Raw genomic sequence first — 13,837 nt, 5'->3', positions numbered from 1 at the left:
CAGTTGGTAGTAAAATTTGCGGGGCGTTCAGATGTACTGTCGGAGCACAGGCTTGCAGCAGGACGGCGCCCGCCAAAAGAGTGACACCGGCCAATGGATAAAGTCGGGACAAGGCTGCAGTGCTCCGCGGAAGCCGGCGCGCGAAACCGCCGCCGGCCCCATCGAGTAGCGGCTAAAATAAATTAGACAAGACCGTTCGATTGTTCGCTCGGATTTATCGGCTGCCGTCTGAACCAGTCGTTGTCACCCACGCGGCGTCAGCGCCCCCGCCGCGGCGAAACGGGAGACGTCAATATGCATCTCGGCCGGGTCGAGCAGTCGCTTAAAGCAGGGCACGATTTCCTCCGCACGTGCTTGACCCAAGTTGAAGAGTACTAGCTGAACACGCAAAGAACTTGAGATCGTAAGTATCCGATTTTGTTGGGAGTGGATTCGGCGCCAAAACCGGGTGTGCTAACAACATTTTGCCTGTGACTGGCGGTTTAGTTTATCTTGTCGGGTTCAGAGAGTAACAACATGCCATGTATGTCGTCGAACGAGTCGCGCGCGGGCACCGCTATCTTTACCTGGTCGAGAGCGTGCGCGAGGGCAAAACTGTCCGTCAGCGCACGATCAAGGCTTTGGGCCGCAAGGATGTGCTGGCCGCGAGTGGCGAACTCGACAGACTTGCCGCCTCGATCGCACGTCACGCAGAGCGCAGCATCATTCTGTCCGATATCGATGCAGGCCGGATCGCAGCCCGCAGAATCGGCGGCCCGTTGCTGTTCGGGCGCCTGTGGCAGCGGCTTGGCATCGATGCTGTATTGGAAGAGGTGCTGGAGGGGCGGCAGTTCGGCTTTGCCGCGGAGCGCGCCGTATTTGTCGCCACACTGCACCGCCTGTTCGTCTCAGGCTCGGACCGAGCCTGCCTGGACTGGATGGAGAGCTACGCCATCGACGGCAGCGAGGATCTTGCCCTTCATCACTTCTATCGCGCCATGGCCTGGCTCGGCGAGGAGATCGAGGAGAAGGCAGAAGGCACATTGGCACCTCGCTGTGTGAAGAACGTGATCGAGGAGAAGCTGTTCGATCGCCGGCGAGACCTGTTCACTGATCTCAGTCTTGTATTCATGGATACGACGTCGCTCTCGTTCTATGGCGCAGGCGGCGACACACTGGGGCGGCGTGGTCATTCCAAGGACCACCGGCCCGAGCTTGCCCAGATGATCCTGGCCGTGGTGGTCGACGCTGAAGGGCGTCCGATCTGCACCGAGATGGTCCCGGGCAACACGGCCGACGTGAAGGTGCTCATGCCCATCGTCACGCGCCTGCGTACCCGCTTTGGGATAATCCGCTCGTGCGTCGTGGCCGATCGCGGCATGATCAGTGCCGGTACGATCGCCGCCCTTGAAGAGCTGGAGATGGGACACATCCTGGGTGCGCGAGAGCGCACCAGCAACGTCATCCGCGATGTCGTGCTTGCCGACACTGATCCGATGGTGCCCCTGGTCCTCGAGCGACAGGCAGGAGACACCCAGCTGTGGGTCAAGGAAGTGCGCGTTGGCAAAGGCGCAGATGCCCAGCGCTACGTCGTCACGCTCAACGAAGCTGAGGCGAGGAAGGACAAGGCCGACCGGCAAGCGATCATCGATGGCCCCCAGACCCAGCTGAAGAAGGGCGACAAGGCCCTGGTCGGTAACTCAGCCTATCGCCGCTATCTCAAGGCCAGCGGCAAGACCTTCGAGATCGACATGGGCAAGCTTGCCGACGAGGCGCGCTACGATGGCGTCAGCGTGCTGCGCACCAATGCCAGGATCACTCCGCTGCAGGCCGTCATCCGCTACCGTGATTTGCTTCAGGTCGAGGCCCTGTTCCGCGTCGCCAAGGCCAGCTTCGATACCCGTCCCATCTTCCATCAGTCCGATGCCGCTATCCGCGGCCATGTGTTTGTCTCGTTCCTCGCTCTGACGCTGGCCAAGGAACTGACCCGCTTGTGTCAGGAAAAGGGCTTGCAGCCCGAATGGCGTAATTGCTTCTGTGGTTGCCGCCCGTGATGCAAGAGGGTTTTGACGCTCTTGTGCTAGTGATCGAGTGCGGTCTTCTGTAAGGCCTTTGATTGCGGCATTTCAGAAGCCGCTGGCCGGTATGGTGATCCGCGGACCAAGTCCAAAACTCACGGGAGAGCTCGAGGCTCGGAGCAATTAGCTGGTTTTCCTGATCCAGATCTGTTCGATCATTTTGCCCATTCGGGTCGTCGCCTTCTTACACTCCCATTTATCCGCGCGGCGTGAGCTGCCGTAGTATCATGCAGCTACCGCCAGCGTCGGATTCCGAAAATCTTCGTTGCTGGTCAGCATGGCCCAGATTTGCCTGGCCATCTTGTTGGCCAAAGCGATCGCCACGAGCATCCTGGGCTTGCGCATCAGCATGCCTGCGAGCCATGAACCGTCCGGGATTGATTTACGCCCCATCCAGTTCAGGCGCGACATCGCACCAATAATCAGCATTTGACGAATGTCGGCCTGGCCTGCCTTCGTAATACGCCCAAGCCGCTCCTTGCCCCCCGAGGAGAACTGACGTGGAACCAGGCCGAGCCAGGCTGCGAAATCACGTCCGTTGCGGAAGCTTTCCATCGGTGGCGCGAAGGCTTGGACAGCCATGGCAGTCAACGGCCCAACTCCGGGCACTGTCTGCAGACGACGAGATGTCTCCTGCGTGGCGGCCAGTTCCTTAATCTTTGTTGTCCGGGCTGCAATGCGCGTTGTCTGTTCAGCGATCTGATCAAGCATCTCAAGACATTCCTCACGCATCAAAAGAGGCAAGTCACTGCTTTTCTCTTCCAAGATCTCGCGGATGCGCCCAATATTCTGAATGCCCAGTGGCACGATGTGGCCATATTCATATAGACAAGCTCGAAGAGCGTTGACTATTTCTGTGCGCTGCCGAACCAGTCTTTGCCGTGACCGATACAAAATGGCGGTGCTCTGCTGAGATGCCGACTTAGGTTCAACAAAGCGCATCTCAGGTCGCTGGGCCGCGATCACGATACCTTCCGCATCGGCTTCATCGTTCTTCTGACGTTTGATGAACGGTTTCACATAGTGCGGCGCGATCAGTCTGACCTCGTGACCAAGTCGGATCATTTCTCGGGCCCAATGATGCGCGCTGCCACAGGCCTCCATCACGACCACCGCCGGGGGCTGATCGGCCATGAACTTGGGGAAGTTCTGTCGCGACAGCTTTTTGCGAAACTTCGGCTGCCCCGTCATCGACGCGCCATGCACCTGGAAAACAGTCTTTGCCAGGTCTACACCAATCATTGTATCTATCGTCACGGTTGCCGTCCTTTCCGCTCAGTGGCCTCAACACCACTATTTTGGCACATCGCGATGCCGTCTGGGAGGGCGGCAACCACCCCATCTCACGGGGTCGGCAATTGGGCTCCGATCAGGCGACCACGAACCTGCCGTCGACGAGTTCGCGGATAGCCACGAGGGCCGATTTGCCGCTGAGACGGGCGGTTCCGGTGACGGAGCGATATCCGGCGTGGATCTGGGCGCCCCAGTCGGATCGGAAGCCGTTGGTGACCTTGCGGAACACGACCGAGGGGCGGATCTCGCGCTCTGATATGTTGTTGGTCGCAGGGACGTCGCGGTTGGTGAGGAAGACGAAGAACTTGCCCCGCCAGGCCTTGATTTGTTTGAGCAGAACACGTCCCGCCGGGTGCGCGACAGGCATCTGTACCAGGCGGGTCAGCAGATTGTCGGCCTTCGCGGCGTAGGCGGCCAGCGTTGTGTCCTTCAGGCTGCTTCGTCGCTTGCCGATCCGGATCGCCCAGCGCAGGTGGTCGCGGATTTTGGGGGCGAAGGCGGTATCCCCGCAGTCGATGGCATACTGAACATCGCGCAGGACATGGGCGAGGCAGACCTGATGCTCTTTGCCCAGTTCCTGCTGTCCGGCGTAGCGATCGGAGACCCACACGTCGGGTTGATGGCCACCCAGCACCTCGTCGACAACACTGCGCGCCCGGCGCGGGGCGATCTTGTGCAGGACCGCGTCTTTCGAGAGGAAGACCCATTGCCAATGGGCAATGCCGTTGGTGCGCGTGGACGTCTCATCGGATGCGATGATCCTTGCCGTCAGCAACTTGTCGGTGATCGCCTTCGTGGCTGCTGTCATTCCGGCCTGCATGCGCCTGAAGGCGTTGGCGATTGCCCCTTGGGAGATCGTGAGGCCAAACAGTTCCGCAGCAATGCGCGACAGTCGCTCGAAGCTGACATGGTGGCTGTGATGCAGATAGGCCAGCAGAGAGCGGATGCCAGGGCCAAACGGCGTGCCCGGCTCCATACCCGCCGGCGCCTCGGCGCGGTAGCGACGGCCACATCCCCCGCAGCGCGCACCGAACAATTCGATGCGGGTCACAATTGGGCGGATCGGCGGCAGGTCGATATGATCGTAGCGGTGACGGCAATGCTGGGTCTGCGAGGAAACATCGGTCCCGCAATGGCAGCAGCTTGCCGCCATGACGCGTTCGGTTTTGTCCGGCGTCTCGGCCAGTGGGCGGTGCTTGCCTTCGCGCGGCGGGCGCTTGCCAGTCCTGGGCTTACCGCCTTTGCCGCCCCGCTTGCCGAAGTCGTCCTTCGAAGGCGGAATATGCGAATTCTTCGAGGTCTTGCGCGGCTTGCCGACCAGGGATTCCAACTCGGAAATCCGCGCTGCCATCCGCTCGATCATCTCGTGCTGAGCAAGCAGCAGCTCGTTCTTCTCGGCCTCGGTCAGAACATGAAGCGGCGGTGGTGGCATCCGTAGGGTGAATCAGCCAATCGACCTCCGCGCAACACTTTTCTGCCAACCCGTGAGCAATTACCGAATGGCAGCCGCTCCTCAACGATCTCGATCGCCTTCAGGAAGCCACCATCGAAAAGGACGGCAAGGTCATTACCACCCGCACCCAAGTTCGGGCCAGGAGAGGAATGTCTTCAAGGCAATCGGCATCGCGCTGCCGGCCAATATCAGCGACTGCCGCCGCGAACCTGAGCCTCTGCAAGCTCAACCAACCCCAAAAATGTAGTGGTAACACTTGCGCCGGTGCGTGCATGTCATTGAAGATAAAAGCCGTTCTCAAAAGCTCTGTTCAAGTTGGGCTTGACTGAGGCCGCTATCGACGTGAGCAGGGCGGGTGGCGGCGAGAAGTCGCTACAATTCGGATAATCATTCGGCGAGGATCTCGCACTTTCGGCGCCCTTCGCACTCATCAGATACTTGAGAGGTGCGCTGCGCAAGACCTTCGACTATTTTTGGCTCGATGGTGGCGCAATGGCGGAGCCGGAGGATATCGCAGACGCCGAGCCTTTCTCGCATCCGGCGAGGCTCGGCGCACAACCGGCGCAGCCTTGCCGTGGATGGCGACCAGACTGCTGGCTAATTGGCGCGGGACCGAAAAACAAGCTGAGTGCAGCATCCTACTGGCGTGGTTGCGGTCGCAGGCAATACGGGCGACTGAATACTTCGTCAAAGTGATATTTAACCGTTAATCCTGCAGCCGTCACACGACAGATGGCCCGACGGTGCTCTGTCCATCCAGTTAATCACTTCGACGGTAATCACGCCGGGGAAGGCACGCCGTCCTTCCCCAATTGGCTGGGTCAGACGATACCCGCACCGAGGCCAACTGCCTTTCGCTCCTGGGCCTTGCGATCGCGCCACCGGCTCTCGCGGTATACGCTCAGGACGTCGATCGCACCGCCTGCCTCGATCCGAGCCATGGCGACGATTGGGGAAACATCTACATTATAGGCCCGGCGCAGGGCCTGGAATGCCATCATCGTATCGTTGGCTTCCTGCGCAAGGTGTAGCGCCTCGCGGTCAACCAGCAGCGCCTTGGCATAGCAGGAGCCGATCGCCTCGGCCGAGGAAAGCATAGACTCGATCGGGTCGGTTACGTTGTGGGATTGGTCGATCATGTAGCTGGGCGCGAAGCCGTCGCGGGGATGGAGTTCGGCCTCCACGAGCTCGTTAAACACCAGAAACAGCTGGTGCGGGTTGATCGAGCCGGAATCCAGATCGTCGTCGCCGTACTTGCTGTCATTGAAATGGAAGCCGCCGAGCTTCCCGAAACGATGAAGCCGCGCCACGATCTGCTCAATGTTGACGTTGGGCGCATGGTGGCCAAGGTCCACGAGGCATTTCGCTTTCGGACCGAGTTCTTGCGCCGCCAGGATCGAGGACCCCCAGTCGCTGATGACAGTGGAGTAGAACGCGGGTTCGAACATCTTGTGTTCCAGCAGCATCCGCCAGTCGTCCGGGAGCGCTGCGTAGACTTGTGCCGCCGCTTCCAGATAGCGATCGAGGCTGCGTCCCAGATCCTGCTGGCCGGGGAAGTTGGTGCCGTCACCTACCCAGACGGTGAGATCCGTTGAGCCAAGCTGGCGGCCAATCTCGATACACTCGATGTTGTGCTCGACGGCCTGCTGGCGTGTCGTTTCAAGAGTGGAGGCAAGCGAACCGGTAGCGTAGCTATGCGCCTGCCCGTGCTGATCCTGGAAGGTGTTCGAGTTCACCGCATCGAAACCGAGCCCCAGACTCGCTGCCTCTTCACGCAGTCCCCTGTAGTCGCTTACCTTGTCCCACGGGAAGTGCGGGGAGACTCGCGGCGTAAGCCGCGAAAGCTGGTTAATCACCGCGCAGTCCTCGAGCTTTTCGTGGATGTTGGTCGGCTCGCCAGGGATCGGGAACTTGGAGAAGCGAGTCCCGCCGCGTCCCGCGCCCCAGCTTGGAACGGCGACGGAGAAGCCTGCAACCCTGTCCTTGATGGAATCGATGGAGATGCCTGAACGCTCCAGCTTTCGGCCCAGTGCGCTGTACTCGTCATGCAGGGCATCGAGCAGGCGCGCATTGGCTCCTTCGATAAGCTCTTCGGAAATTGGTAGTGCTGTCATGGCAATCCTCAGCATATTCTATAAAGGGGCGCCGGACCGCTTGGGGCGGAATGGTGCCAGTTACGCGGAGAGTAGCAACGGTGGTTACAGCTACTCGTCACGCTCCCATCAACGCGTAAATGCCTGGGCGTTGCCAGCATCGACGTTGATCATGTTGCCGGTAGACTTCGCCGACTGGTCTCCAGCGAGGAAGTAAACGGCTTCGGCGATGTCAGAAGGGAGCACGTCGCGCTTGAGCATCGAGCGCTGGCGATAGTGTTCCTCCAATTCCTTGCCCGTATCGATGCCGTGTGCGCCCGCCCGCTCCTTTCGCCAGTTGCCGTCCCAGATGCGGCTGCCCTTGATGACCGCGTCGGGGTTTACGACATTCACGCGGATACCATGCGGCGCGCCTTCCAGAGCAAGGCACCGGGCCAAGTGGTTAGCGGCGGCCTTTGCCGAGGCGTAAGCGCTGGCATTAGTAGCGGCAGCGACGCCGTTCTTCGAGCCGATGAAGACGACTGAGGTGCCGCCCTGTTCTTTCATGCCCTTGAGCAGCGGCCAGGCCGAGCGGCTGGCGAGAAAATAGCCCTGAGCCAAGACCTCGTAGTTGCGGTTCCAAAGCTCAACAGTCGTCTCCTCGATCGGCGCCGATGAGGCGATACCAGCGTTGGCCACAAGGATGTCGAGTCCGCCGAATTCGCGCGCGGCAACGGAAAAGGCTTCGGCGACCTGGGCCTCGTCGGTAACGTCGCATACAACCGAGCGAACCACGTCCTTGCCGAACTGCTGAGCGAATCCAGCCCGAACGTCCTCGACTACGGCGCCGTCCCGATCAGCTAGGACGACGCACGCGCCGTCGGCCATCAGCCGGGCCGCCGTTGCTGCGCCGATGCCGCCAGCCCCGCCGGTGACGAGCGCCACGCGGCCGACGAGTGGCTTGGGCGCCGGCATCCGTTGCAGCTTCGCTTCCTCGAGCAGCCAGTACTCGATGTCGAAGGCTTCCTGCTCGTCGAGCGCGATGTAGTCTCCGATTGCCTCCGCCCCGCGCATGACATTGATCGCATTGCCGTAGAATTCACCGGCGAGGCGCGCCGTGGTCTTGTCGGCGGCGAAGGTAAGGCGACCCACGCCCGGCACCAGGACCACGACCGGATTCGGGTCGCGCATCGCGGGTGAATTCGGACGGGCACATCGCTCGTAATAGGACGCATACATCGCGCGGTAGTCGGCGATCTTTTGCGAGAGATAAGCATCGTCGCGCAATTTCGCCGGATCGAGCGTCAACGGCGCGATCTTGGTCCGCAGGAAATGGTCCGGGCACGACGTGCCCAGATCTGCTAGGCGCTGGAACTCTACTGAGTTCACGAACTCGAGTGCTTCGCCGTCGTCAGAAAAATGGCCGACCTTACGCCGCGCACCAGTCATGAGACTGCGCAGGCGCGGCATAAGGTCGGCAGCGACGGCAGCGCGATCCGTGGAGGAGAGAGCGCTTTTGGAGGCGCCGCCGAATGCCGGTTTCCCGGCAAGCTTGGAATTCAGATGGTTCGCCGCATCGGCGATCAGACCGACGGTGTGTTCATAGCATTCCTTCGCGCTATCAGCCCAGCATATGATGCCGTGCCCTGCCAGCATAACGCCTTCCAGGTAGGGGTTGGCCGCTACATAATCGCGCAACTGCACGCCCAGTGTATATCCCGGGCGTTTCCAGTCCAGCCAGCCGATCTTGCCCCCCCAGATCGCCTTAGTGGCTTCCTCACCGGCGGAACTGGCTGCCAGGGCAATGATGGCATCGGGATGGACGTGATCCACGTGCGCAAAAGGCAGCAGCGAATGCAAAGGCGTGTCGATAGACGCCGCGCGGCCGTTGAGGTTGAACGTACAGTGAGGCAGGTAGCCCACCATCTTGTCATCGTCCTCTGGACCAGCATAGTGCCGCTCCAGCGACAGCAGCTTCTCCTGATAGAGCGTGGCGAAGCCGTCGAGTTTCATGGAGCCGATATCGCCGCCCGAGCCCTTTACCCACAGGACCTCGACCGTTTCACCAGTAAGTGCATCGTTCTCTTCCAGCTTCGCGGACGTATTGCCGCCGCCGAAGTTGGTGACCGTGAGGTCGGATCCGAGAAGGTTGGAGCGATATAAGAGCAGTTCTGCAGGAGAAAGCGTAGCGGCGACCGAGTCGTCCCAGCGGCTGGTGGGAACGGCAAACGGGAGAGCCGGGGCGGATTTCGCTGACGCGTGGGGTGCGGTTGTCGTGTCCATGCGGGCCCTTTAACATTTTCTCTTCCCATGTTCAATCTGATTCGATACTAAACGATCACAATCAATCAACACCATGTGAGCATGGGCGGAGAGAATGACGAGTTCGGGCACACACATCGTCGTCGATATCGGCAAGACCCTGAGCAAGATTACGCTCTGGACGCGTGGAGGCCGTATGCTCGATCGTCAGGTGCGAGCCAACTCGCTCTGCGAGCGGGACGGAATTCGTTGTCTCGATGCGGACGGGATTGGGGGATGGCTGCGCGCAACCCTGCGGGGATGGGCCGGTCATCCGGTGGAGACAATCATTCCGGTGGCGCATGGCGCTGGCTTCGCTGCGATCGGCGATGAAGGGATGCTGTTCGCTCCCGTCGATTACGAGCAGGTCATTCCGGATGACGTCACGGCCGCATATCGCGCCGAGCGTGACGGCTTTAGCGTGACGGGCTCTCCGCCGCTGCCTGACGGCCTCAATCTGGGCGCTCAACTGTACTGGATGTCCCGGCGGCATCGGGCCGCAATGGAAAATGCTACGCTGATGCCCTGGGCTCAGTATTGGGCCTGGTTCCTGACTGGCAAGGCCGTGAGTGAAGTCACGAGCCTAGGCTGCCATACGGACCTGTGGTCGCCCGGCGAAGGCCGTTTCTCGCCCATGGCCCAGCGCTTGGGCTGGGCCCAGCGTTTCGCTCCAGTGGTAAAAGCTAGCGACGTCGTGGGAACTCTGCGCCCTGCCCTGGCCGCCGAGACCGGACTGCCAGTAACGGCGCAAGTGCTGGCAGGTCTCCACGATTCCAATGCAGCCTTGCTCGCCGCGCGCGGTTTTGGCGAGATCGCGCGCCAGGAAGCCACGATCCTTTCGACCGGCACCTGGTTTGTGGCGATGCGTCTTGCCGCGGAAGGCGGGTCGATCTCATCGCTGCCGGAGGGGCGCGACACGCTTATGAACGTCGATGCTTATGGCTGGCCGGTGCCTTCGGCCCGCTTCATGGGAGGGCGCGAGATCGAGACGATCATTCAACTGGATACCCGCCGCGTAGATATCAAGCCCGACCAGCCCAAGTTGATGGAAGAAGTGCCGACGCTAATTCGGCGGCGCACGATGATGATGCCGACGCTCGCGCCGGGGTTTGGGCCCTTCCCTGACGGCGAAGCGCGCTGGGTCAACGCCCCAGTGGAATGGCAGGGTACTTGGTACGCGCGACGCGCGGCCGTGTGTCTTTATGCCGCTCTCGTCGCAGATACCGCGCTCGATTTGATTGGCTCGAAAGACCGCCTGCTCATCGAAGGGCGCTTTTCGGAAGCCGAAGTCTTCGTGCGCGCGCTTGCTGCGCTGCGACCGGACACGGAAGTCTTCGTCGCCAATGCGCACAACGACGTGTCGTTCGGCGCCCTGCGGCTGGTCAATCCCATTCTGAAGGCGAATGGAGGATTACGACGGGTCGATCCTCTCGAAGGCGACGTCTGCGGTTATCGTGATTCCTGGCGAGACGCAGTTTCCAGAACGCCTCCGGGGTTCAGGGCATGATCACTGCATCCATCCCCGATTTTCGCGAAGCTGCGCGACGCCGGCTTCCCCGCTTCCTCTTCGAATACATAGATGGCGGCTCGTACGCGGAAGCAACGCTGCGGCGCAATGTGTTGGACCTGGCTGATCTCTCCCTTCGCCAGCGGGTTATGCGCGACGTGTCTAAAATCGACCTGTCTACGCACCTGTTCGGTCAGACGCTCACATTGCCGCTCGCGCTTGCACCGGTCGGCCTGGCGGGCCTCAATGCACGGCGCGGGGAGGTGCAGGCAGTCCGCGCGGCGAACAAGGCAGGCGTGCCCTTCACGCTTTCGACCGTGGGCGCCTGTACCATCGGTGAAGTCTCAAAAGCAGCCTCCTGCCCATTCTGGTTCCAGCTTTACATGATCCGCGACCGCGCGTTCATGAAAGACCTGCTGGCCCAGGCCGTCGAGGCAGGCTGCTCCGCATTGGTGTTCACCGTCGACATGCCGGTGCCTGGCAGCCGGTACCGCGATTATCATACCGGGCTTGCCGGAACAGGCGGCCCGAAGGGCGCTCTTTGGCGCTTCGCACAGGCCGCTGTGAAACCCGGTTGGGCTTGGGACGTGGGGGTGCACGGGCGCCCTCATACGCTGGGCAACGTCGCGCCAGTGCTGAAGGGTAGGACCGGGATCGAGGACTTCTTTGCCTGGATGCGGGCCAATTTCGACCCTTCCATCAACTGGCGCGATCTCGATTTCATCCGCTCGGAATGGAATGGACCGCTCATCATCAAAGGTATTCTCGATCCCGAGGACGCCAGGGAAGCAGCTGAAATGGGCGCGGACGGGATTGTCGTCTCCAACCATGGAGGTCGGCAGCTTGACGGCGTTCTTTCGAGCGCCCGCGCCCTGCCTCCGATCGCGGATGCCGTCGGGGATCGCCTGACCGTGCTGGCCGACGGCGGCGTGCGCTCCGGGCTGGATGTAGTGCGCATGCTTGCGCTCGGCGCCAAGGGCGTGCTGCTTGGACGAGCTTGGGCTTGGGCGCTTGCTGCGGATGGAGAAGCCGGCGTCACCAAGATGCTCAAGCTGGTCGAAGCCGAGATGCGCGTCGCCATGGCACTCACGGGCGTAACCCGCATCGACCAGATCGACTCAAGCTGCCTGGCGCTTCATTAACAATACTAGAGAGGATACCGGATATCATGGGAGGCAATCCGCCGCTAGGCGTCCTCTTCCACTGGCTTGGCGGCTTCGCATCAGCCAGCTTCTATGTCCCATACAAGCGTATCAGGCTCTGGTCGTGGGAAGTGTTCTGGCTGGCAGGCGGCATTTTCTCCTGGGCTATCGCGCCCTGGGTATTTGCCACGCTGCGCACCGAAAACCTTCTCGGCGTGCTCGGCGCGACGCCAACCAGGACGCTTGCCTGGTGCTGGTTCTGGGGTGCGATGTGGGGCTTTGGCGGCCTCACTTTCGGGCTGACAATGCGCTACCTCGGCCTATCCCTTGGCATGGCAGTCGCCCTTGGCCTGACTACGGTCATCGGTACGATGGGGCCACCCATTTTTCACGGCACAATTGGCGAGATCGCATCACGCCTCAGTGGTCAGTTAACGCTACTGGGGATCATCGTCACGCTGATCGGCATCGTCGTTGTGGCGCGCGCGGGTAGTGCCAAGGACAAGGACCTGGCGGGAAAGGTCTCCGAGGGCGTGATGGAATTCGATCTGAAGAAAGGCCTCCTCATCGCGATCTTCTCAGGCGTGATGTCAGGCTGTTTCGCCTGGGGGCTAGATGCAGGCCAGCCCATCCGCGACCTCACACTTGCCGCTGGCACCGACCCGCTTAGCCAAGGACTGCCGGTGCTCTGCGTTGTGCTCGCGGGCGGCCTCACCACCAACGCCCTGTGGTGCGGCTGGCTGATCGGGCGCAACCGCAGCTTCGGGCAGTTCTTCGGCCGCGGGTCGTCGGACATTTCGGGCGAGCGCGTGCCGCTCCTGACCAACTACCTGCTCGCTGCGCTGGGCGGCACGCTGTGGTACTTCCAGTTCTTTTTCTACACCATGGGGGAAACCCAGATGGGCCGTTACGGTTTTTCTTCTTGGACGTTGCACATGGCGTCGATCATCCTGTTTTCCACGCTATGGGGCTTTGCGCTAAAGGAGTGGAAGGGAGCAAGCGTTCGCACCCGCGCTCTCGTCTGGACAGGCATCGGCATTCTGATGAGTTCCACCGTGATCATCGGCGCGGGCAATATGATCGACGCAGGTTCGCTACCTGAAGCGGCGCGATCTGAGCAACAGTGATGGATTCTGATCAGAAATCAAGCCATAGCGAATAGCAATGGCGCCTGATGGATGGCAGAGCCGGTAGTAAGCTGCGAAGGAAGCCGATGCACTCGACCGAGCGTGAACGCCTTATTCTGGAAGCGGTGAGCACCACCGGCTTTGTAACCTACCGCGCCTTGGAGGCGCGGCTCGATGCATCGCCGGCAACAATCCGGCGCGACCTTACGCGGATGGAGGATGCCGGCCATATACTACGCGTTCACGGCGGCGCGCGCCTGGGCAAATCGTCTCCGGAAGGACTGTCAGGAACCCCCTTCGCGCAGTCGATCACCCAGAACCTGCCTGCCAAGGAGGCAATCGGGCGGGCTGCCGCTTCGTTATGCCAACCAGGCGAAGGCATCATGATCGATGGCGGCACCACGACGCTGCAGATGTGCCCTCACCTGTCAGGTCTGGAGTGTCAGGTCCTCACCAACTCACTGCACATTGTCGATGCCCTGCTTCCGCAGTCCGGAACGCGAGTGCTGTTGCCTTCGGGCAGCGTGTTTCGCGAGCAGAACATCATCCTCGCGCCTGCCGGCGAGGAATCGATGCCGCGGTTTCACGCGCCCAAGTTATTCATGGGCGCCGCCGCAGTCGGGACGCAGGGCGTCATGCAGCAAGATGTGATACTGGTCGCCGCCGAACGGCGGTTCATGGAGCGGGCAGAGCAGGTCATCCTGATGGTTGACAGTTCAAAGTTCATGTCCTCGTCTGGTGCGATTGTGTGCGGACTGGCAGATGTGAACGTGGTGGTTACCGACAAGGCGATACCTGCTGCCTTCGCGCGAACCCTGAAGGATCTGGGTGTGGAGCTTATCATCGCGGACGCGTGATCGTCTTTTTGCACTGTTTAGGTCAAAT

General features: G+C 61.0%; 9 protein-coding genes and 1 pseudogene. 6 read left to right on the top strand and 4 right to left on the bottom strand.

The features are described 5' to 3' along the window. Positions 1 to 521: 521 nt before the first annotated feature. Positions 522 to 2,033 (top strand): IS1634 family transposase, encoded by a 1,512-nt coding sequence (locus TQ38_RS27625; protein ID WP_240198193.1) that lies wholly within the window; start codon positions 522 to 524, stop codon positions 2,031 to 2,033. Between the two features lie 249 nt (positions 2,034 to 2,282). On the opposite strand, the gene TQ38_RS27620 is transcribed toward TQ38_RS27625, so the two are convergent. Beyond that, positions 2,283 to 3,299, bottom strand: coding sequence for an IS110 family transposase (locus TQ38_RS27620; RefSeq protein WP_113942107.1), 1,017 nt, complete (start codon positions 3,297 to 3,299; stop codon positions 2,283 to 2,285). A gap of 127 nt (positions 3,300 to 3,426) precedes the next feature. Then, the gene (locus TQ38_RS27615) at positions 3,427 to 4,782 is read right to left on the bottom strand and encodes an IS66 family transposase (protein WP_113942106.1); all 1,356 of its coding nucleotides are present in this window, start codon (positions 4,780 to 4,782) and stop codon (positions 3,427 to 3,429) included. A 65-nt stretch (positions 4,783 to 4,847) separates the two neighbouring features. Here TQ38_RS27615 and TQ38_RS31580 point away from each other — a divergent pair. Next, positions 4,848 to 5,050: pseudogene (locus tag TQ38_RS31580) on the top strand (hypothetical protein); the annotation flags it as partial. Positions 5,051 to 5,624: 574 nt separating this feature from the next. On the opposite strand, the gene TQ38_RS27605 reads toward TQ38_RS31580, so the two are convergent. Together TQ38_RS27605 and TQ38_RS27600 are read right to left on the bottom strand one after the other, a co-directional pair. Further along, the gene (locus TQ38_RS27605) at positions 5,625 to 6,917 is read right to left on the bottom strand and encodes a TIM barrel protein (protein WP_043976096.1); all 1,293 of its coding nucleotides are present in this window, start codon (positions 6,915 to 6,917) and stop codon (positions 5,625 to 5,627) included. Between the two features lie 108 nt (positions 6,918 to 7,025). Next, positions 7,026 to 9,158, bottom strand: coding sequence for a bifunctional rhamnulose-1-phosphate aldolase/short-chain dehydrogenase (locus TQ38_RS27600; protein ID WP_043976095.1), 2,133 nt, complete (start codon positions 9,156 to 9,158; stop codon positions 7,026 to 7,028). A gap of 94 nt (positions 9,159 to 9,252) precedes the next feature. On the opposite strand from TQ38_RS27600, the gene TQ38_RS27595 reads away from it, so the two are divergent. The 4 genes from TQ38_RS27595 (at position 9,253) to TQ38_RS27580 (ending at position 13,809) form a co-directional block, all read left to right on the top strand. Next, positions 9,253 to 10,683, top strand: a complete 1,431-nt coding sequence (locus tag TQ38_RS27595; RefSeq protein WP_043976093.1) for an FGGY-family carbohydrate kinase — start codon at positions 9,253 to 9,255, stop codon at positions 10,681 to 10,683. Beyond that, positions 10,680 to 11,825, top strand: coding sequence for an FMN-dependent L-lactate dehydrogenase LldD (gene lldD / locus TQ38_RS27590; RefSeq protein ID WP_043976092.1), 1,146 nt, complete (start codon positions 10,680 to 10,682; stop codon positions 11,823 to 11,825). The genes TQ38_RS27595 and lldD overlap by 4 nt, the downstream gene beginning before the upstream one ends. A 26-nt stretch (positions 11,826 to 11,851) precedes the next feature. After that, a complete protein-coding gene (gene rhaT / locus TQ38_RS27585) occupies positions 11,852 to 12,952 on the top strand; it encodes an L-rhamnose/proton symporter RhaT (RefSeq protein ID WP_043976091.1) in 1,101 nt (366 codons plus the stop codon). 86 nt (positions 12,953 to 13,038) lie between these two features. Then, complete coding sequence (locus TQ38_RS27580) at positions 13,039 to 13,809, top strand: DeoR/GlpR family DNA-binding transcription regulator (RefSeq protein ID WP_043976090.1); 771 nt, start codon at positions 13,039 to 13,041, stop codon at positions 13,807 to 13,809. Positions 13,810 to 13,837: the final 28 nt, after the last annotated feature.

It is taken from the genome of Novosphingobium sp. P6W (assembly GCF_000876675.2).
In the GTDB taxonomy this organism is placed as follows: Bacteria; Pseudomonadota; Alphaproteobacteria; order Sphingomonadales; family Sphingomonadaceae; genus Novosphingobium.
This window is presented reverse-complemented; position numbering and strand designations above follow the sequence as displayed.